This window comes from Candidatus Acididesulfobacter guangdongensis (genome assembly GCA_004195045.1).
GTDB lineage: Bacteria > SZUA-79 > SZUA-79 > Acidulodesulfobacterales > Acidulodesulfobacteraceae > Acididesulfobacter > Acididesulfobacter guangdongensis.
The window spans coordinates 113,120-134,065 of record SGBC01000002.1; the positions used below are offsets into that span (position 1 = coordinate 113,120).

Annotated in this window: 18 protein-coding genes; all 18 read left to right on the top strand. The window is 34.0% G+C overall.

Annotated features, from left to right (window positions below):
- The first annotated feature begins 83 nt into the window (after window positions 1–83).
- The 18 genes from EVJ46_04670 (at window position 84) to EVJ46_04755 (ending at window position 20,933) form a co-directional block, all read left to right on the top strand.
- Window positions 84–1,124, top strand: a complete 1,041-nt coding sequence (locus EVJ46_04670; protein ID RZD16325.1) for a tyrosine recombinase XerC — start codon at window positions 84–86, stop codon at window positions 1,122–1,124.
- Between the two features lie 218 nt (window positions 1,125–1,342).
- Window positions 1,343–1,903 (top strand): ATP-dependent protease subunit HslV, encoded by a 561-nt coding sequence (gene hslV, locus EVJ46_04675; GenBank protein RZD16326.1) that lies wholly within the window; start codon window positions 1,343–1,345, stop codon window positions 1,901–1,903.
- Between the two features lie 60 nt (window positions 1,904–1,963).
- Window positions 1,964–3,331, top strand: coding sequence for an ATP-dependent protease ATPase subunit HslU (gene hslU, locus EVJ46_04680; protein ID RZD16327.1), 1,368 nt, complete (start codon window positions 1,964–1,966; stop codon window positions 3,329–3,331).
- Window positions 3,332–3,358: 27 nt separating this feature from the next.
- Entirely contained in the window at window positions 3,359–4,207 is an 849-nt protein-coding gene (gene argB / locus EVJ46_04685; GenBank protein RZD16328.1) for an acetylglutamate kinase, read from the top strand.
- Between the two features lie 111 nt (window positions 4,208–4,318).
- Window positions 4,319–5,506, top strand: coding sequence for an aspartate aminotransferase family protein (locus EVJ46_04690; protein RZD16329.1), 1,188 nt, complete (start codon window positions 4,319–4,321; stop codon window positions 5,504–5,506).
- 65 nt (window positions 5,507–5,571) lie between these two features.
- Window positions 5,572–6,480 carry an ornithine carbamoyltransferase gene (argF, locus tag EVJ46_04695; GenBank protein ID RZD16330.1) on the top strand — a complete coding sequence of 303 codons (909 nt, stop codon included), beginning with the start codon at window positions 5,572–5,574 and terminating at the stop codon, window positions 6,478–6,480.
- 198 nt (window positions 6,481–6,678) lie between these two features.
- On the top strand, window positions 6,679–7,878 hold the full coding sequence (locus EVJ46_04700; protein RZD16331.1) for an argininosuccinate synthase: 1,200 nt from the start codon (window positions 6,679–6,681) through the stop codon (window positions 7,876–7,878).
- 70 nt (window positions 7,879–7,948) lie between these two features.
- Window positions 7,949–9,388, top strand: coding sequence for an argininosuccinate lyase (gene argH / locus EVJ46_04705; GenBank protein ID RZD16332.1), 1,440 nt, complete (start codon window positions 7,949–7,951; stop codon window positions 9,386–9,388).
- A gap of 150 nt (window positions 9,389–9,538) precedes the next feature.
- Window positions 9,539–10,033: a hypothetical protein gene (locus EVJ46_04710; protein RZD16333.1), complete on the top strand. Its 495-nt coding sequence runs from the start codon at window positions 9,539–9,541 to the stop codon at window positions 10,031–10,033.
- An 88-nt stretch (window positions 10,034–10,121) separates the two neighbouring features.
- Complete coding sequence (locus EVJ46_04715) at window positions 10,122–11,114, top strand: hypothetical protein (protein RZD16334.1); 993 nt, start codon at window positions 10,122–10,124, stop codon at window positions 11,112–11,114.
- A 186-nt stretch (window positions 11,115–11,300) separates the two neighbouring features.
- Complete coding sequence (locus EVJ46_04720) at window positions 11,301–12,398, top strand: NAD(P)/FAD-dependent oxidoreductase (protein ID RZD16335.1); 1,098 nt, start codon at window positions 11,301–11,303, stop codon at window positions 12,396–12,398.
- A gap of 568 nt (window positions 12,399–12,966) precedes the next feature.
- Window positions 12,967–13,485, top strand: a complete 519-nt coding sequence (locus EVJ46_04725) for a hypothetical protein (GenBank protein RZD16336.1) — start codon at window positions 12,967–12,969, stop codon at window positions 13,483–13,485.
- 43 nt (window positions 13,486–13,528) lie between these two features.
- Window positions 13,529–14,881, top strand: coding sequence for a DNA repair protein RadA (gene radA / locus EVJ46_04730; protein RZD16337.1), 1,353 nt, complete (start codon window positions 13,529–13,531; stop codon window positions 14,879–14,881).
- Window positions 14,882–15,026: 145 nt separating this feature from the next.
- Window positions 15,027–15,932: a polyprenyl synthetase family protein gene (locus EVJ46_04735; GenBank protein RZD16641.1), complete on the top strand. Its 906-nt coding sequence runs from the start codon at window positions 15,027–15,029 to the stop codon at window positions 15,930–15,932.
- 67 nt (window positions 15,933–15,999) lie between these two features.
- Window positions 16,000–17,256: a diaminopimelate decarboxylase gene (gene lysA / locus EVJ46_04740; GenBank protein RZD16338.1), complete on the top strand. Its 1,257-nt coding sequence runs from the start codon at window positions 16,000–16,002 to the stop codon at window positions 17,254–17,256.
- A gap of 164 nt (window positions 17,257–17,420) precedes the next feature.
- Complete coding sequence (locus EVJ46_04745) at window positions 17,421–18,305, top strand: 4-hydroxy-tetrahydrodipicolinate synthase (GenBank protein RZD16339.1); 885 nt, start codon at window positions 17,421–17,423, stop codon at window positions 18,303–18,305.
- A 100-nt stretch (window positions 18,306–18,405) separates the two neighbouring features.
- Complete coding sequence (locus EVJ46_04750; GenBank protein RZD16340.1) at window positions 18,406–19,251, top strand: 4-hydroxy-tetrahydrodipicolinate reductase; 846 nt, start codon at window positions 18,406–18,408, stop codon at window positions 19,249–19,251.
- On the top strand, window positions 19,248–20,933 hold the full coding sequence (locus tag EVJ46_04755; GenBank protein RZD16341.1) for a CTP synthase: 1,686 nt from the start codon (window positions 19,248–19,250) through the stop codon (window positions 20,931–20,933). The genes EVJ46_04750 and EVJ46_04755 overlap by 4 nt, the downstream gene beginning before the upstream one ends.
- Window positions 20,934–20,946: the final 13 nt, after the last annotated feature.

Sequence of the window (20,946 nt, forward strand, 5' to 3'; positions counted from 1 at the left end):
ATGTTTGTTGTTATGTTTGTTTAATTATTTTATTTATTCTAAGAATTCCCTTATTCGCTTTTTATTTGATAATTTCTTTAATTATGGAAAAGCAACAGGATTACATAGCAGAGTTTGAAAATTATTTGCGGCTTGATAAAAATTATTCCATAAATACGGTAACGGCATATTCTTCAGATATGAAGGAATTATTTATGTATTTGAAAAACGTTTCCGAAAGCCGGAAGAAAGACTGCCGGCACAATAACGGCTATTGCGACGATAATAATAAAAATACGAATAATGCAACGGAAAATGATAATAATGATAATAATAATGGCAATGATGACATAGACGTTAAAGAAATTGCAGAGATAGACATAAGAGGATATTTGAGCAAAGAATACGATAAGGTTAAAAAAGTAAGCCTTGCCAGAAAAATAGAATCTATAAAGGCTTTTTTTAATTTTCTTGAAAAAAGACATGTTATAGATAAAAATCCGGTTTTTTTGTTAGAGCTTCCGAAAATAGAAAAAAAATTACCCTTTTTTTTAACTGTAAATGAAGCAAAATTTCTGCTAGACAATTACAGGTCTTTATCTTTCGAAAAAAAAGGCGTAAAATATGAGTTTGAAATCTTGAGAAACGATTTAATATTAGAATTTCTTTACGGGAGCGGTTTAAGAGTCAGTGAAATAATTTTTGTAAAGTATAAAGATTTAGAGCTCGACGAAGGCTACGTCAAAGTTTTAGGAAAAGGTTCAAAAGAGAGAATAATACCTTTAACCATTCAAACCGTTAATAAAATTCAAAAATGGAAAAACTATATAGGCGCTCATATCGCGAATTTAAATTTTAAAAGCGAATTTTTGATTATTAATAAAAAAGGAAATCATCTGACACGCAGAACTGTTCATAGAATAGTTCGTGAATCTATGCTTATAACAGGTCAATTCAAAAATATATCGCCGCACAGTTTAAGGCATTCTTTTGCTACACATCTGCTCGATAACGGTGCAGATTTGCGTTCTATTCAGGATATGCTCGGACATTCTAATCTTTCTACGACTGAAAAATATACTCATTTGAGTTTGAAGAAATTATTAGATGTCTACAAGCAATCCCATCCGCATGCGGTTAAATAGTTTATTGTCTATTGTCTTACTTAATGATCGATTAGCATATAAGATTAATTAATCATCGCATTAATTTTATTCATTTATTGTCTGATTTAATGACGGTTTAGCCGGTTATTTTATTAACTTATTTAATTTATTAACTTATTTATTATTATTTAGCTAATAATAATAAAAACACATAGCTAACAATGAAAATTATTTACGAGAAGGAGAATTGATATACAATGGCAAATAATAACAATGAAAGCGCAAAACTTTTAGGTACAACTATAATAGGCGTTAGAAGAAACGGTCATATAGCCGTCGCTGGAGACGGGCAGGTTACATTAGGCAATACCGTTATGAAAAATACTGCAAAAAAGGTCAGAAGGCTTTATGATGACAAAGTAGTAACAGGTTTTGCCGGTGCGACGGCAGATGCCTTTACTCTTTTTGAAAAGATGGAAGAAAAACTTGCAAAATTTAACGGTAATGTAAGAAGAGCAAGTGTTGAACTCGCTAAGGACTGGAGAACCGATAAGATTTTACGCAGGCTTGAAGCTATGCTTATCATTGCCGATGCCAAGGATTTATTTATAATCTCCGGAGCGGGTGATGTTATAGAACCTGATGAAAACGAAAATGTTCTTTCTATCGGTTCGGGCGGACCTTACGCTATGGCGTGCGCCCTTGCTTTAATGGAAAATACGGAAATGGAGGCAAAAGAAATAGCGGAATATTCAATAAAAATAGCTTCAAGGATATGTATCTATACCAACAATAATATTATAGTGGAAGCAATATAAACGCAAATCAAACAATATTATTACAATTTAAAACTTAAAGGCGAGGGAAAATAATCTAATATGGCTGGGAAAATAGATTTTTTAACACCTAAAGAAATAGTGAAAGAACTGAATAAATACGTTATAGGTCAGGATAAAGCCAAAAGGGCTGTTGCTATAGCCCTGAGGACTCGTTTTAGAAGAAACACCGTGCCGGCAGATATAATGGATGATATAGTGCCTAAAAATATTTTATTAATCGGACCGACCGGGGTAGGCAAAACTGAAATAGCGCGAAGAATAGCTAAACTTTCGGACTCTCCTTTCATTAAAGTGGAAGCCTCTAAATTTACTGAAGTAGGGTATATGGGCAGAGATGTAGAAGCTATGATAAGAGATTTGACGGAAATTTCTATTATGAGCGAAAAAACAAAAGAAATGGACAATGTTATTGAAAAAGCTCAGGAAAACGCCGAGGAGATGCTGCTGGATTTATTAGTTCCTGCGCCGCCTAAGGTGTCCAAAAAAAATGCGGCTGAAATTCCTGCCGACACGCATGCGCATACAAGAGAAAAATTCAGAAAAATGTTTAGAGAAGGGAAACTTGACGACAGAACTGTCGAAATGGAAGTTAAATCATCTAACAGGCAATCATTTCCGGTTATAGAGGTTTTTTCGGGTCAGGCAGGTTTTGACGATATAGGGCAGGATTTAAAAGAAATGTTTTCGGGCATGTTTCCTAAGCAAAAAAAACTTGAAAAAGTCAGGGTTTCCGAAGCGTATGAAATACTGATACGTGAAGAAAGCGAAAGGCTTGTAGATATAGACAAAGTAATTAAAAATGCAATAGAAAAGTTAGAAAATTCAGGATTGGTTTTTATAGATGAAATTGATAAAATTGCTTCGCGTGAAAAATCATATGGACCTGACATTTCGAGAGAAGGAGTCCAAAGGGATTTACTCCCTATCATAGAAGGTTCAAATGTAATGACCAAATACGGAGTCGTCAAAACAGACCATATATTATTCATAGCGGCGGGGGCTTTTCATGTGTCTAAACCGTCTGACCTTATACCTGAATTGCAGGGCAGATTTCCTATACGCGTTGAAATGGAATCATTGAGCAAAAATGACTTTGTACGAATCTTGAAAGAGCCTAAAAATGCATTAATAAAACAATACCATGAGCTTTTAAAAACCGAAAAGGTAAATTTAGATTTTACGGAAGACGGCATAGAACGTATTGCAGAGATAGCCGAAGAAGTCAATCTTAAAACTGAAAATATCGGCGCAAGGAGGCTTCAGACGATATTAGAAAAAGCGATGGAAGATATATCATTCGACGCGCCGTATAAAACTGCCAAAAAATTTATTATTGACGCAAAATATATCGATTCCAAATTAAAAGATATAGTCAAAGACGAAGATCTTGCAAGATATATTTTATAATTGTTTGTCGCAAATATAAAAAAAATTATGGAAGAATATATAAAAAAAGCAAAAACACTTCTTGAGGCATTGCCGTATATTCAGGAATTTTATTCAAAAACATTTGTAATAAAATTCGGCGGTTCTATCGCTGCTTCCAATGAGCTCAAAGAAAATTTCGTAATGGATATAATATTGCTGAAATTAATAGGAATTAATATTGTTGTGGTGCATGGCGGGGGCAAAGATATTGACAATCTTTTAACCCGTCTCGGCATAAAGAGCAATTATCACAACGGGTTTCGTTTAACGGATGCCGGAACTATGGAAGTCGTAGAAATGGTTTTATCGGGCAAAATTAATAAAGACCTTGTTGCCCTAATAGGCAAATTTGGCGGAAAAGCCTGTGGAATATCAGGAAAAGACGGAAATTTGATTATTGCAGAAAGAATTAAAAATGAATATGTAGATTTAGGAAGCGTAGGTATCGTAAAAAAAATCAACAAAGAAATATTAGAAACATTGGATAAATCATTTATTCCGGTCATAGCTCCCGTCAGTATGGATGAATCCGGTATTACGTTAAATATTAATGCCGATGTAGCGGCTTCCGCCATTGCTTCCGAACTGAAAGCGGAAAAACTCATCATGCTTTCCGACCAGGACGGGCTTTTAAACGGCGAAGGAAAACTTATAGAATCCGCAAAAGAAAAAGATATTGAAAAAATGCTAAAAAATGGGATAATATACGGAGGCATGATACCTAAGGTAAATTCATGCATAAACGCCGTAAAAAACGGAGTTAAAAAAGTTCATATAATTAACGGTTCTGTTCCTCATGCCGTTTTATTGGAGATATTTACCAAAAAAGGCATAGGCACGCAGATAACGCTTTAAAATGTGAGAAAGATAGAAAAATAGAGTTGTGTTTGTTTATCTGATTTATTATATTTAAAGAAAATGGCGTACGTCCTAATTAAAAATTAATTTAAGGAGCTGTAAAATAAGATGAATACAAAAGAACTTACTGCTAAATATATAATGAATACTTATTCAAGATTTGACCTTGAATTGACGAAAGGCAGCGGGACGGAACTTTTTGACGAAAAAGGAAAAAGATATATTGATTTTGCAGCCGGTATTGCCGTAAATAACCTCGGGTATAATAATGAAGCGATTAATAATGCCGTTATAGACCAGTTAAAAAAATTAATTCATGTCTCAAATTATTTTTATACCGAGCCGCAAGCTTTATTGGCGCAAAAATTAGTAGAAAATTCGTTTGCGTCTAAAGTATTTTTTTGCAATAGCGGAGCCGAAAGTATTGAAGGCGCTATTAAACTGGCAAGAAGCTACTCCAGTAAAATTTCAAAAAGAGGTTATAAAATAATCAGCATGAATAATTCTTTTCACGGCAGAACTTTCGGAGCGCTTGCGGCAACAGGACAGGAAAAATACCGCAAAGGTTTTGAACCGCTTTTGCCAGGCTTTGATTACGTTGATTATAATGATATAAAACAGATAGAAAATCTTATAGACGGCAATGACGATTACTGCGCAATATTGATTGAACCGGTGCAGGGAGAAGGCGGAGTAAATATAGCATCGCGCGATTACATTAAAAAAATCAGAGAAATTACCGAAAAAAATAATATGCTGCTGATATTTGACGAAGTGCAGGCGGGACTCGGAAGAACCGGAAAGCTTTTTGCATACATGAATTTTGATGTAGAACCGGATATTATGACATTGGCAAAGCCGCTTGCTGGAGGCTTGCCTATCGGTGCGGTGCTTGCCACGCAGAAAGCGGCTGACGCATTTGAACCCGGAAACCATGCTTCTACTTTTGGCGGAGGACCGTTAGTCTGTTCTGCGGCTAATGCTTTTATGGATGAAATTTTAGAAAAAGATTTTCTTAAAAATGTTACGGAAAAAGGTTTATATTTGAAGGAAAAGCTGATTAAACTGAAAGAAAAATTTTCAGGCAAAATTAAAGAGATACGTTCAATAGGTCTTATAAGTGCAATCGAGTTTTATGACTTAAAATCAAAGGATGTAGCCATAAAATTGATAAATATGGGATTCCTTACGACCACCGTGCAGGAAAAAGCTATCAGATTAACGCCTCCTTTAATTATAGGCGTAAAAGAAATTGATTTAATCTGCAGCGCAATGGATGAAATTTTGAGTTCTTAAATATTTAATTAATATAATAAGCAAACAGAATAAAGCTAATAAATTGAACAGGAATATAAAATAAAATGAATAAAATAAAAAATTTTCTTTCCGTATTAGATTTAACCGAAGAAGAAATTTATTCTATTTTTGAACGAGCGTCATATTTTAAAAAAAATAGACTTAATAATAGTAATAAACCGCTCGCGGATAAAAAAATAGGTATGATATTCGAAAAATCTTCTACGAGAACCAGAGTGTCTTTTGAGGTAGGCATTATAGAACTGGGCGGTTCGCCGCTGTTTATGTCTTCCAGAGATATGCAGCTCGGAAGAGGGGAACCGGTAAAAGATACAGCAAGGGTGCTTGCCAAATATTTAGACGGGGTTATCATCAGAACTTTTGGACAGGATAGAATAGAAGAATTCGCCGATTTTTTTGAAAAACCGGTAATAAACGGTTTGACGGATATGTATCATCCTGCACAAATTTTAGCGGATTTATTTACGGTTTACGAGATTAAAAATGATATAAAAAAAATTAAAGTAGTTTATTTAGGCGATCCGAATAATATGTCTAATTCATGGATTAATCTTCAGGCGATTATGGGTTTTAAGCTTGTTCTCGCTATTCCTGAGGGTTTCAAAGTTAATAAGAAAGTTGCCGATAATTCTAAAAAATACGGCGGTTCTTTTGAAATAATCCACAACAAATTAATAGCTTCAGAAGATGCAGATGTTGTCACTACCGATGTTTTTATAAGTATGGGACAGGATAACGACGATATAAAAATACAGAAACTCAAGCCTTATATTATCGATAAATCGGTTATAGACAGCGCAAAGAACGACGTTATTCTCCTTCATTGTCTGCCTGCTCACAGAGGCGAGGAGATATCGGAAGAAGTATTTGAAAATTTTTCAAAAAATATTTTTGACGAGGCTGAAAACAGGCTGCATGTTCAAAAAGCTATAATGGAAAAAATATTTATATAATTTTTTTAATATAACTTTAAACAGTTATTTATTTATTTATATTTATTTTTTTATTTATTTTCTAAGCTTAAATCTTAACGCTTTTAAATTAATAAATTTAGTTAATTTTATTAATTAATCAACAATCAACGTTTAAATAATAATTTATTTATTTATTTGACAAGTTATAACTTTAATTAATTAATTAGGGAATAAAAAATGGCGGAAAACACCGGAAAAACAAAGATTGTTCTTGCGTATTCAGGCGGTCTGGATACTTCGGTTATATTAAAATGGCTCATTAATACTTATAATGCCGATGTGATAGCCTACTGTTCCGATGTAGGACAGAAGGAAGATTTAAATGCCGTTAGAGAAAAAGCATTTAAGACAGGCGCGGCAGAAGTAGTCATAGAAGACTTAAGGGAAGAATTTGCTTTAAATTATATTTTTCCGGCTTTAAGAGGCAATGCTTTATATGAAGGCATATATCTGCTCGGTACGTCAATTGCAAGACCTTTAATCGCAAAAAGACAGATTGAATTGGCTGCTCAAACCGGAGCCGAATACGTTGCCCACGGGGCTACCGGCAAAGGCAACGATCAGGTACGTTTCGAACTTGCCTATGCCGCAGTCAATTCTAAAATTAAAGTTATCGCTCCATGGAGAATATGGGATATAGCGTCAAGAACGGAACTTATAGACTATGCCTCTAAAAACGGTATTGCCGTTCCGGTTACAAAAGAGAAACCTTACTCAAGCGACAGAAATCTTTTTCATATAAGCTATGAGGGCGGCATATTAGAGAATTTAAATAATGCGCCGGATGAAAGCATGTTTGAAATTACAGTTTCGCCGGCAAATGCTCCGGACAAATCCGAAAAAGTTGAAATTTCTTATGAAAACGGAAACCCTGTATATTTAAACGGCAATAAAGAGACTCCGTTCAATATAATAGAAAAACTGAATATAATTGCGGGAAGAAACGGCATAGGAAGGGCGGATGTTGTAGAAACAAGGATTACAGGAATGAAATCAAGAGGAATATACGAAACCCCTGCCGGAACCCTGCTGCAATTTACCCATAGAGCGCTTGAGGCTATAACGTTAACAGGGGAGGAAATAGAATTAAAAGACAGTCTTCTTCCAAAATATTCAAAATTAATTTATGAAGGCAGCTGGTTCAGTCCTGAGTTTAGCGCATTGCAGAGTATGATTGATTCAACGCAGAAAAATGTCAGCGGCAGCATCGGCGTAGAATTATACAAAGGCAATATAAAAATATTATACAGAAAGTCTGATAAAACTCTATATTCGGAGTCTATTGTTACGTTTGAAGACGACAAGGGTTCTTATTCTCAAAAAGACGCAACGGGTTTTATTAATTTAAAAGCGTTAAGATTTAAGTTGAGAAAATAAATAAATATTAATTATTTTTAATTGTTTAATTAAACTAAAATACAATATTACGGTATAAAAATTATATAAAATGTCGGCAAAAAGAGCAAATAAAGCAAACGAAGAGAGCAATGATAATTTTGTCCGCGGAAGATTTAAAGAAGATATTTCCGACTTAACTGCCGATTTTACCGCTTCTTTAGACATAGATAAAAAATTTGCGGAATTTGACATCGAAGGCAGTTTTGCTCATCTTGAAGCGCTGTTTAAGGCGGGGCTTGTTACGGAAGATGAAAAAAATAAAATTAAAGATGGACTTTCCGTTATAAGCGAAGAACTGAAATTAAATAAATTTAAATTTGACAAAAGATATGAAGATATTCATATTAATATTGAAAAAAGACTCATTGAACTTACAGGCGGCGCAGGCGAAAAATTACATACCGGCAGGTCCAGAAACGACCAGGTTTCATTAGATTTCAGACTCTATATTAAAAATGAAATAAAAAAGACAGCAGATGCGCTAATCGGTTTAAGAAGCGAACTTATAAAAAAAGCAAAAGATAACATTGAAACTTTTTTGCCGGGTTATACGCATATGCAGCATGCCCAGCCTGTTTCATTAGCCCATCACCTGCTGGCTTATTATGAAATGTTTACCAGAGATTTTATTAAACTAAAAAATGCATATATTTCGGCAGACTCTATGACTCTCGGCAGCGGAGCTCTTGCAGGCGCTGATTTCAATATAGATAGAGAATTAGAAGCAAAAATACTCGGTTTTAAAAAAGTATCCAGAAACAGCATAGATTCGGTTTCAGATAGAGATTTTGCCATTGAATTTAATTTTGTTTTATCAATGATATCGCTGCATCTTTCAAGATTTTGCGAAGAGTTGATATTATGGAATTCTCAGGAATTTAATTTTGTAGATATTAAAGATGAATTTACGACAGGTTCAAGCATTATGCCGCAAAAGAAAAATCCCGATGTTTTAGAACTTATAAGGGGAAAAACAGGTTCCGTAATATCAGGGTTAGTCTCTCTTTTTATAATGATGAAATCTTTGCCTCTTGCTTACAATAGAGACATGCAGGAGGATAAAAAGCCTGTCATGGAAAGTTCTGAAACTATTTATAAATCTCTGAAAATATTTAAGGAAATCATTGGAACGCTTGAATTTAAAAAAAGCAATATGCGGCAGCAGCTTAACGATGATGAAATATATGCGACCGATATGGCCAGCTATCTTGTCAATAAAGGTCTGCCTTTTAGAAAATCTCATGAAATAATAGGCAATGCCGTGAGTTATTCTAAAGATAAAAATGTAAAATTATCGGAAATTACGATTAATGATTACAAAAGATTTTCAGAACTTTTCGAAAATGATATTTACGTTTTATTTGATGCCGGACATTCGGTAAACAGTAAAAAAACTTACGGCAGCACGTCATTAGATCGAATAATAAAGATGATACCTGATTACGACGATGAAATTGAAAGAGATAAAGATGATGAAATGTTTTTATAAAGTTATAAAGCAGTCTAAAACAATTTAATAATTCACTAATAATTTTATATAATTAATACTAACTTTATGGCTTATTCAATAATTTCTGCCAACTTCTGCCAACTTCTGCAAATAGGTTAAATAAGTTATGTTATATATGTTATATTGCGTATGCTATTAATTAATCTTCCTAAAAAAAATCATTTTATTCTGTCCGGTTTATTAATTATATTTATCATTTTGTTTGTTTTGATTTTATCCGGATGCGCAAAGACTGGGTATCCGCAGGCGCCTACCGTTCAGCCCCCTTATGCTCCGCATATAATTTCAATCAAAAAAAAAGCAGATAGCCTTACCGTTATTTATAAATATAAATTTAATACCGGAAACATCAAAGAATTTTTAATATATGAAAAAAGTTTTAAAAAGAAAACAAAAAAAAATTTATCATGTTCTCAGGTAAAACTTGCCGCAATACAAAATTTAAAGTTTGCCAAAAAATTTAAATTAAATGAAACAGGGAACCGCAGCATGAATATATTTTTTTATAAAATAAATAAATCTGCGCTAAAAAGAGGCTATTATTATATCTTTTGCGTAAAAAGCAAAAATTATTTTGACATTAGTTCTTCCTTTTCAAATTTTCTTGCTTTACATATTAATTGATTAATGATAAGAATATAAATTAAATATTTATCTTATATATTGCAATATATCTTATAATCAGAATGTAATTTAATGCGGAGGCAAGTTTATGGCCTTTAAAGAGAAAATAAGCAAAATAGTTTTTATTTTAAGTCTGGCGGTAATTATTATTCTATCAGTTCTTGTTTTTCAAAAGAAATTTATAAAAAACTTTCAAAAAGCGCCGTTTTCAATAAAATTAGTTAGAATAATCGGAAATAAATACGGTTTAAAAGGTCCTGCCGATGTATTTTTTCAGGGCAGCAGGATTATTTATATTGTAGATTCCGGCAATTCCAGAATTTTGAAGTTCAATATTCAGGGAAAATATATAAGGCAATGGGGGCTGCAGGGAGGCGCAACCGGCGAATTTATGGTGCCTCTTTACGGCACGGTTTATTCATCTGCTAATGGGAAACCCGATATTTATGTTGTAGATTCCGGCAATTCCAGAATTCAGGTTTTTACGCCGGAAGGAAACTTCATAAAAGAATTCGGCAAGTCTAAAAACGCTAAAAAGAGGCTTGTTGAACCTACATACGCCGGTTTTGCCAACGGCAAAATTTATGTTGCAAATTCCGGCGGAAACGATATTTTAATTTATTTTAAAGATGGTCAGTTTTACGAAAAGAAAGACCCGAAAAATAAAGCTAAGCATAATATTTTAAAAAAACCGGTCAGCATGGCATTTTCTAAACAATATATATATATATCGGATTATAAACTTTCAAAGATATTAGTTTTTGATAAAGAATTTAATTTACTTGGCACTATCGGAACAAAAGGCGAAAACGGGCATAAACTTTTTCATCCGGTCGGCATAGTTTATAAAAACGGCTATTTATTCGTCGCAAATTACGGAAGAAGCATAATAACCGTTTTTAAACTTTCTAAAGGATTTAATGTTATCAAATCATATAATTTTGGAACACCGGGGATAGGCGGCAGAAATTTTAATCATGAGTCGAATATTTCAATATCTAAAAACGGAAAATATCTTGCTGTAGCAGATACTAACAATAATAGAATCATTTTGTATAGAATTTTTGGACTAAATAGCTAACTAAGTTTAAATAATTTAATAAAAATATTTTAAATAAAATAATTAATAGAATAATTAAGGTAACTAAAGATACATTTTCATTTAAATGTATAACATGGTGGAATTAAATAAAAATAATTAATAGAATAATTAAGGTTAAATAATTAAGTTAAGCAGATTAATTAAAAAGCGGCAAAAATAAACTTTATGAAAACAGATGTACTGATTGTAGGGGCAGGACCCGCCGGAAGTGCTTGCGCCTATGAATTATCTAAGTGCGGCGTCGGCAATATACTTATAGAGAGAAAGGCAAAACCCGGAACGCCGGTTCAATGCGCCGAGTTTATTCCTATTAATATAAATCAATATATAGATTTAACGGATAAGCCGGAAGCAGTCTGCCAAAATGTCGAATATATGGAAGTAGATACTGAAAAAGAGAATTATAAATTTGACGGCAGGGGCTATATATTAAATAGAGAAATTTTTGATTATTACATCGCTATGCTTGCGGCTGAAAAAGGAACGGAATTAATAACCAATACTTTTGCGCAGACGGTGATAGAAAATGAAAATAAATTAATTGCAAGGGATAAAATAAGCAATAATATAATAGAAATAAATTATAAATATCTCGTAATCGCAGCCGGAGCAAAAAATTTCATAGATTTTAGCGGCCAGCAGCGCAATGCTCAATATATTCGCAATGAAGTTTATATACACGGTATTCAGATTAAAACCAAACTCTTGAAGCGTTTAAATTCCGCTATGATTTATTTCAGGAATTACATTCCTTATGGTTACGGATGGGTTTTCCCCAAACTTGATTTTGCAAATGTCGGAATAGGCATAGAGCAAAATGGTCATAATGATATTAATTTAAGGCAATCCTTTGCTCTTTTTTTAAGTGAAATGAAGCAGAAAGGTATTATAAGCGGTGAAGCAATATCAAAAACTTCCGGATTAATACCAATTTCAGCCCTCAATGAAACGATATGCGGAAATATTGCATATTGCGGGGATGCCGCAGGACTTACACATCCTATAACCGGCGCGGGTAATTTAAGCGCCGTTATTTCAGGAACATTGACCGGAGAATTTATCTATGAAAGTTTGAAAACAGGGAGTAATCTGCTTGCAGATTATAAAGAAGAACTTTTTTCTATTTTTTATAAACCATTGTTAAAAGCCAAAACAAAAAGGAATAATTTTTATATAAAAAAATATGAACAATTAAGTCCTGAAGAACTTGACAGCATAGTAAGACAATCGTGGCCGTCCTTTGCAGATTATCATTCGATATAAAATGCTTCGATGCAGTTTAGTGCAGAGATTTACATACCTCCTTTGCTGAAACAAGGGTTTTACGGCAATTTTCGGTAACTGACAATAATATAATAATGTAAGATTATTATATTATAATATGCCGTTTCTATTATTTTTTTGGAGTAGATAACTTTCTTGCAGAAGAAAAAGGTGTTACTCGGAAAAGGTGTCAGACACCTTTTGCCTTAAACAAAGAAAATATTTGCAAAAAAAATCAATCCGACACCTTTTTCGAAAAAATTACTGCAAAGAGTCAGAATTGGAGATTAATTTTTTCTAATGCAGGATCAAAGTGATATTATAATATATCTTTAGCATCTTTTTTGAGATATAATAATAGTGTAAGGTCAAGTAGTAATAAATCAATATGTTTTTATTGTTAATAAATTTCAAGATGGGCAAAGCGATAGCAACCAATATATGTGCGATATATAAGGTGCAAGGCACATAAGATAAGTTAAGATAATATATTATCATACAATAAGAGTAAACACCGATTAAGTTATGGTGTTTTGTTATTAATAAAAATAAGGAGGTTTAAATTAAAATGGCTTCCCAGATGCATTTGCAGGATTTTGTCAATGTTGACGACAGGGATACAAAGAAAGCGCTTAAAGTCGGCATATTTTCGGACAAAGATAGTTTTTTCTTTAAAGAAAAAATAGGTATATTTCTTGATACCCAATGGACAAGTCTTTATGATTTAGGTCCTTCGCGGGTGGACCAGCACAAAGATATTTTTAAAATGGCTGATAAAATGGCTGAAGCCATATCGGCTGGGAGATTAGAATACGGCATAGTGCTGTTGAGTGAAAATTATGAAGTAATGAATGTCATATTTAACAAATATAAAAATATAAGAGCTATTTTTGCAGTCAGCGAAGATTATATAATAAATTCAAGGAAGCAATTTAACGCTAATGTTCTGATTGTTAAAAACAACGGCATTACAATAGATACAAGGGGTTCGGAAAAAGAAGTCAAATTGTTTTTAACGACGGAATTTGACGAAGAAAACGATACGTTCTTAAAATTGGTTAGTAATGCTGAAAATAAAATAAAATAAATAAAATAAATAAAATAAATAAATAAAATATTTTAAATAATTAATGTATCAATGCTCTGTTTGCGGCGCTCAATCAATAAAATGGGTTGGTAAATGTTCAGAATGCCATAATTTTAACACTATGGCAGAGGTTTCCGAACAGACTTCTTCCGAAAAGAAAGCTAAATGCGGATATGAAAAAGCGCCTGCGGTCATTGCTGTATCTGCTGCATCTGCCCCGCTTCAGGAATCGCATGAAAGAATAGCCACCGGGATTAAAGAATTTGACCTTGCGGTAGGCTCGGGCGTAGTAGATGCCCAAAGCATATTGATAGGCGGTGAGCCCGGCATCGGCAAATCTACGCTAATGCTTCAGATATCAAGCCGGTTATCCCAAGCGGGTTTAAAAATTCTGTATATTTCAACCGAAGAATCTATAAGTCAGCTTCTTTCACGCGCCAAAAGATTAAAAACGGTTTCTCCAAATATGTTTTTGCTTGCTATTAACGAAATCGGCGAGATTTTATATATTATTAACAACAATGACTATGATTTTATCGTTATTGATTCAATACAGAGGGTTACTTCCCCTGAATCTGACAAAGCGTACGGAAGCCCAAATTCTTTAAGGCAAATTTCGCATGAAATTATAACAGCCTGTCTTGAAAAAGGATGCGGTGTTTTTTTAGTCGGACATGTCACCAAAGAAGGATTATTCGCAGGACCTAAAACATTAGAACATATAGTGGATACTGTTTTGTATTTCGATTCAAACAAGAGTGATTCATATCGTGTTTTGAGATGCTATAAAAACAGATTTGGTTCCACTAATGAAATAGGTATTTTCGAAATGACGGAAAACGGACTTTCCGGCGTTAAAAACCCCTCGGGGTATTTTATTAATCAAAGACAGGAAGGCTCAACGGGCTCAGTAATTTCAGCATGCCTTGAGGGCAGCAGGTCATTGCTTGTAGAGGTGCAGGCTCTTATAGTTCATTCTTATATGCCTGTGCCTAAAAGAGTTTGTCTTGGAATAGACAGCGGAAGAGTGTCTATTATTGCCGCTGTTTTAGAAAAGAAAGAGGGTATTAAACTTTCCTCTAAAGAAATATATATTAAAATAGCCGGCGGCTTGAGCATACAGGAACCGTCAATAGATTTGCCGCTTGCTCTTGCTATTATTTCAAGCTATAATGAAAAGCCTCTCCCTTCCAACTTTATTGCTTTTGGGGAAATAGGGCTTACCGGAGAAATAAGAGGGGTAAATAATCCTTCTTCGAGGGTCAGAGAAGCTAAAAATTTAGGATTTACCGATGTTATTTTACCTGATGTAAATATGAAAGAAGTGCAGATAATAAAAAACGTTAATTTTCATCCTGTTTCAAAATTAAAAAAAATCATTGAATATTTGACTTAAGTAAAATAAAATAGTAAGCATTTGAATGTCAAATTTCACGTTATATACAACTTAAATATTAAAAATAAAGGTGGCCGATTTGTTTGACATTAATTTTATTGAAAACGACCTGATTAAAGTAGAAAAGCAATTTGATATTTATTTAATGTCGGAGACCCCGTTAATAAATAAAGTTGCAAAATATGTTATATCAAGCGGCGGCAAAAGGATAAGACCCGCTTTAGTTATATTATCGGCAAAGTTATGCGGCTATACGGGAGAAGAACATATACTGCTTGCGACTATCATAGAATTTATTCACACTGCGACGCTTCTTCACGATGATGTTGTTGACAGCGCTCTTTTAAGGAGAGGGCAAAGTTCGGCTAATATAGTTTTTGGAAATGAAGCATCCGTATTGGTAGGCGATTATTTATTTGCCAAATCTTTTGAGATACTTTCAAAAATAAATAATCTTAAAATAATATCTGCGTACGCGAATGCAACTACATTAATGGCTGAAGGAGAAGTGAAAGAATTAGTTAAAACGGCGGATATTAATACTACCGAAGATGAATATTTAGATATAATTATAAAAAAAACGGCAGTTCTTTTCGCATGCGCTTCGCAGGCAGGAGCTATTATATCAGGCAGGGACGCAGAACCTGAATATGAACAGAATCTTTACGATTATGGTTTAAATATAGGCATAGCGTTTCAGTTAATGGACGACACCTTAGACTATACTTCAAAAAATGAAGCGTTTGGAAAATATATAGGCAACGACCTGAAAGAAGGCAAAATTACGCTGCCCGTCATTCATACGCTTGAACGATGCGATGTTCAAGAGAAAGAGGATTTTAAAGAGATAATATTCAAAAAAAAGATTACAAAAAACGACTTAAATAATGTTTTAGAACTTATAAATAAATACAATTCTATTGAATATACTATAGAAAAAGCTAATGAATCTATAGAAAAAGCAAAATATAATTTGAGAAAATTCGACAATTCAATAGTCAAAGAAAGCTTAATGGGTCTTGCAGATTATGTTGTAGAAAGAAAATTATAATTTGTCGGAGTACCGCAAAAAATTTAATTAATGATTAACATATAGAAAAAGGAAATTATTTAATAAGATGAACGATTTTATTTTTAAGGACAATGAGCTTTATTGCGAATCCGTTTCCGTAAAAAGAATAGCAGAGGAAGTAGGAACGCCTTTTTATTTATATTCTTTAGCTACCGTAAAAAGACATTTTAAAGCTTTTAACGAAAGTTCTAAAGTTATGGATTCAATTGTATGTTTTAGCGTTAAAGCTAATTCTAATATAGCTATTTTAAATGTTTTATTTAAATTAGGCTGGGGAGCAGATATAGTATCCGGCGGAGAATTATACAGATCTATAAAAGCCGGCGTTGATACGTCGAAGGTTGTTTATTCCGGTGTAGGAAAAACTGAGGCTGAAATAGAATTTGCATTAAATTCCAATATTTTAATGTTTAACGTTGAATCTTTGTCCGAGCTGTATCTCATAAATAAAATAGCGGGAAATATGGGTAAAAAGGCGAGAATTGCTTTTAGGGTTAATCCTGACGTAGATCCCAAAACGCATCCTTATATATCTACCGGCATGAAAAAAAATAAATTTGGAATTAATATTAAACATGCGCTGGATAGTTATGATGAAGCCGGAAAATTAAATAATATTGAAGTTATCGGTCTTGATTGTCATATAGGTTCTCAATTGACCGAGATTTCACCATTTAACGATGCGGTAAAAATCATTAAAGATTTGCTGTTAAAATTAAATAAAAGAGGTTTCGATATACGATATTTAGATCTCGGCGGCGGACTCGGCATAACTTACGAAAACGAAATGCCGCCTCACCCATCCACATATATGAATTCAATTAAAGAGATTCTTAAAGGCTACAGCGGTAAAGTCGTTTTTGAGCCTGGCAGGGTTATTATAGGCAATAGCGGAGCATTTATAACAAAAGTTATATACAATAAAAGCACCGGACATAAAAATTTTATAATAGTAGACGGCGGAATGAATGACTTGATACGTCCGGCTCTATACGAAGCTTATCATGAAATAGTTCCGGTAATTAAAAAGACGGGTTCTAAGATAAAAGCCGATATCGTCGGTCCTATATGCGAATCGGCAGATTTTCTGGGAAAAGAAAGAACTTTTCATTCCATTGACGAAGGTGATTACTTAGCCGTCCTCAGTGCAGGAGCATACGGATTTTCTATGTCGTCTAATTATAATTCACGTCCGCGGGCTGCAGAAATTTTGGTTGACGGTGATAAATTTTATACCATAAGAGAGCGCGAAAAATATGAAGATCTAATAGAAAAAGAAAATATTCCCGATTTAAAATTATAAATTTTATATATAGTATTGCGTATTGCCGTGTATTGCGTTTTAATTCTGCTATAGTTAATTATATTATATATATTATGTTTTATACGCTTTGCTTTGTTTTTTTGTACGTTTTGTAAGTTTTATATGTTTTGTTGAATAAATTAATTAAAATGGGAGATGAAAATATGTTTAAAGGAGTTTATACCGCCATCGTAACACCTTTTAAAGCAGACAAAATAGACGAAGATTCCCTTCAAAAATTAATTGAATTTCAAATAGAAAACGGCGTGGACGGTATAGTTGCATGCGGAAGCACCGGAGAATCGGCAACGCTTTCATTTGAAGAGCATATCAGAGTTATCGAACTTGCCGCGCAATTTGCTTCAGGACGTATTAAAGTTCTTGCGGGAACCGGTTCCAATAACACCCAAGAAGCGATAGAACTCGTTAAAGAAGCGGAGAAATTACGTATAGACGGACATTTACAAATCACTCCGTATTATAATAAACCAACGCAGGAAGGTCTTTATCTCCATTTCAGAAAGATATCGGAAAATGCAAAATTGCCCATAATTCTATATAACGTTCCGACGAGAACATCCGTCAACATGCTGCCGGAAACTGTTTTAAGACTTTCAAAAATCGATAGCATAAAAGGAATTAAAGAGGCAAGCGGATCGATAGAGCAGGCTGCAACAATTTTAAGGGACGCGCCCGAAGATTTTTATTTATTATCCGGAGATGATGCTATGACGCTTCCTATAATTGCAATTGGCGGTCACGGCGTAATATCTACAGTTTCAAATATTGCTCCAAAAGATATGTCGCTTATGACGGATTATTGTTTTAAAGGCGACTATAAAAGCGCAAGAAAATTAAATTTTAAGTTATTGCCTTTAATACATGCTATGTTTATAGAAACCAATCCTATTCCGGTCAAAAAAGCTTTGAATATTATGGGATTTATCGAAAATGAAATAAGATTGCCTTTATCGGAGCCTTCAGGCTCAACAATTGAGAAGATAAATAAGGCGTTAAAGGATTACGGTATATTAAGAATAGAAAAATAATGAAAGATATTTCGCTATAAACTATAAATTAGATAAATAGTGTCTGTCCCTAATGAAATTAATTAAAAAATAAATATAATATTAAAAAAGGTTGAAACTAATGGATAAGACAGCGGTAATAGTATGCGGCAGCAGCGGAAAGATGGGGCAGTCTATAATTTCCCTGCTTAAAGATGCCCAGTATCAAGACCTTATACTCATTGGCGGGGTTGATATTAATAACTCAGAAAATATAACTAAAGAATCGGTAAGCCTTAATGACATAGAAGATAAAAAAATCCCTTTCGGAAAGTTTGTCACACTAAAAGAAGCGCTGCATTTTACATCTTCCGTAAAAAATAAGGTTATCATTGATTTTACCACAAGACAGTCTTCGCTGATTCATGCAGAAGAGGCTATGCTTTACAGCGTTCCTATAGTTATAGGCTCCACAGGATTCAACGATGAAGATATCGCTAAAATAACCGGCTTTGCAAAGCATATGCCTGTGGTATTATCTGGAAACATGAGTTTAGGAATCAATGTTTTGCTCAATATCGTTTATGATACCTCTAAATATCTCGGCAAAGATTATGATTGCGAAATAATAGAAATGCATCACAGACATAAAAAAGACGCCCCCAGCGGAACTGCGTTAATGCTTGCTAATGCAGTTGCAGAAGAAAGGAAGCTCGACCTTAAAGAATCTGCAGTTTACGGAAGATGCGGAGAAATTGGCGAAAGACTTGAAAATGAAATCGGTATATCTTCGGTAAGGGCAGGCGATATTATAGGCGAGCATAAAGTAATCTTTGCAGGCAACGATGAAGTTATAGAGATAACTCATAAAGCAATATCAAGAAATAATTTTGCAAAAGGCGCTATTAAAGCGGCTTTATGGCTAAAAGATAAAAAAATGGGATTTTATGATATGAGAGACGTATTAGGTTTAGAAAAACACTTATGAACAGCAAAACAAAATATATATTTGTGACGGGAGGCGTTGTTTCGAGTCTAGGAAAAGGAATAGCTTCGTCTTCCATAGGCGCTCTTTTAGAAGCAAGGGGACTCAGTATTACTATACAGAAGCTTGACCCGTACATAAACGTTGACCCAGGCACAATGAATCCGTTCCAGCACGGGGAAGTTTTTGTAACGGATGACGGAGCCGAAACTGACCTTGATTTAGGTCATTACGAAAGATTTACGTCGCTGTCCTTAACCAAAATTAATAATTTTACCAGCGGTCAGGTATATGACGCAGTGATAAATAATGAGAGAAAAGGTATTTATCTCGGAAAAACAGTACAGGTTATCCCGCATATTACGGACCAGATTAAAAAAAATATTATTAAAGTTTCTGAAAAAAAAGATGTTGCAATAATAGAAATAGGCGGAACGGTAGGCGATATCGAAAGTCTTCCTTTTCTTGAAGCTATAAGGCAGTTTAAATTAGATAAAGGCAGAGAAAATGTTCTTTATATACATCTTACCCTTGTTCCGTATATCAGTACCGCCGACGAGTTAAAAACTAAACCTACCCAGCATTCCGTGAAAGAACTCAGAGCGATAGGAATAGAGCCTAATATAATAATATGCAGGGCGGACAGACTGCTTCCTGATGACATTAGAGCTAAAATTGCCTTATTTTGCAATGTAGAACAAGATGCGGTTATTACGGCAAAAGATGAAAAAAGTATTTACGATGTTCCATTAAGTTTACACAAAGAAAGACTTGACGCAAAAATTATCGAATATTTAAATATATGGGCAAAATCGCCGGATTTAAGCGCATGGTCAAAAATTTCCAACGGATTTAAAAATGTTAAAGGCTCTGTGCAGATAGGTATCATCGGTAAATATGTCGACCTTAAAGAATCATATAAAAGTTTGAATGAAAGCTTGATACATGGCGGTCTTGCCAACAATGTCTCGGTAGATATTATATATTTTAATTCAGAAGATTTTGAAGGCGATGCGGATAAAGTCAAGGAATCTCTCAATAAATTATCCTGCTGCGGAGGCATTCTTGTACCGGGAGGGTTCGGCTCAAGAGGTATTGCCGGAATGGTCAATGCTATAACATACGCAAGGGAGAACGATATTCCGTATTTTGGCATCTGTCTCGGGATGCAGCTTATGACTGTTGAATATGCCAGAAATGTTTTAGGTCTTAACGATGCGGATTCTTTAGAGTTTAATGAAAATACGCCTAATCCTGTTATCAGTTTAATGGAAAATCAGAAAAATATAGGCAAAATGGGCGGTACTATGCGTCTTGGCGCCTATCCATGCGTCCTTAAGAAAAATACGCTTGCATATAATATTTACTATAAAAACTCCAAAAAAACAAATAGCGAAAACAACAAGAATCTTGTAAAGACAAACCTTGACGGTTCAGTTTATATTTCTGAAAGACATAGGCACAGGTTTGAATTTAACAATAAATACAAAGATGTATTTAATGACGGAAAATTTGTATTTTCAGGACTTTCTCCGGACGGCAGATTAGTTGAAATATGTGAATTAGCAGACCGCAAGTGGTTTTTAGGCTGCCAGTTTCATCCTGAGTTTAAATCATCGCCATTGTCGCCGCATCCGTTGTTTAAAGAATTTGTGGCTGTAGCCGTTAAATATAAAAAGAAATAAAATATACAGTATA

Excerpts from the sequence above, each read along its gene's own strand:
- EVJ46_04670 (RZD16325.1), top strand. The coding sequence starts at position 84 with ATGGAAAAGCAACAGGATTACATAGCAGAGTTTGAAAATTATTTGCGG.
- hslV (RZD16326.1), top strand. The coding sequence starts at position 1,343 with ATGGCAAATAATAACAATGAAAGCGCAAAACTTTTAGGTACAACTATA.
- hslU (RZD16327.1), top strand. The coding sequence starts at position 1,964 with ATGGCTGGGAAAATAGATTTTTTAACACCTAAAGAAATAGTGAAAGAA.
- argB (RZD16328.1), top strand. The coding sequence starts at position 3,359 with ATGGAAGAATATATAAAAAAAGCAAAAACACTTCTTGAGGCATTGCCG.
- EVJ46_04690 (RZD16329.1), top strand. The coding sequence starts at position 4,319 with ATGAATACAAAAGAACTTACTGCTAAATATATAATGAATACTTATTCA.
- argF (RZD16330.1), top strand. The coding sequence starts at position 5,572 with ATGAATAAAATAAAAAATTTTCTTTCCGTATTAGATTTAACCGAAGAA.
- EVJ46_04700 (RZD16331.1), top strand. The coding sequence starts at position 6,679 with ATGGCGGAAAACACCGGAAAAACAAAGATTGTTCTTGCGTATTCAGGC.
- argH (RZD16332.1), top strand. The coding sequence starts at position 7,949 with ATGTCGGCAAAAAGAGCAAATAAAGCAAACGAAGAGAGCAATGATAAT.
- EVJ46_04710 (RZD16333.1), top strand. The coding sequence starts at position 9,539 with ATGCTATTAATTAATCTTCCTAAAAAAAATCATTTTATTCTGTCCGGT.
- EVJ46_04715 (RZD16334.1), top strand. The coding sequence starts at position 10,122 with ATGGCCTTTAAAGAGAAAATAAGCAAAATAGTTTTTATTTTAAGTCTG.
- EVJ46_04720 (RZD16335.1), top strand. The coding sequence starts at position 11,301 with ATGAAAACAGATGTACTGATTGTAGGGGCAGGACCCGCCGGAAGTGCT.
- EVJ46_04725 (RZD16336.1), top strand. The coding sequence starts at position 12,967 with ATGGCTTCCCAGATGCATTTGCAGGATTTTGTCAATGTTGACGACAGG.
- radA (RZD16337.1), top strand. The coding sequence starts at position 13,529 with ATGTATCAATGCTCTGTTTGCGGCGCTCAATCAATAAAATGGGTTGGT.
- EVJ46_04735 (RZD16641.1), top strand. The coding sequence starts at position 15,027 with ATGTCGGAGACCCCGTTAATAAATAAAGTTGCAAAATATGTTATATCA.
- lysA (RZD16338.1), top strand. The coding sequence starts at position 16,000 with ATGAACGATTTTATTTTTAAGGACAATGAGCTTTATTGCGAATCCGTT.
- EVJ46_04745 (RZD16339.1), top strand. The coding sequence starts at position 17,421 with ATGTTTAAAGGAGTTTATACCGCCATCGTAACACCTTTTAAAGCAGAC.
- EVJ46_04750 (RZD16340.1), top strand. The coding sequence starts at position 18,406 with ATGGATAAGACAGCGGTAATAGTATGCGGCAGCAGCGGAAAGATGGGG.
- EVJ46_04755 (RZD16341.1), top strand. The coding sequence starts at position 19,248 with ATGAACAGCAAAACAAAATATATATTTGTGACGGGAGGCGTTGTTTCG.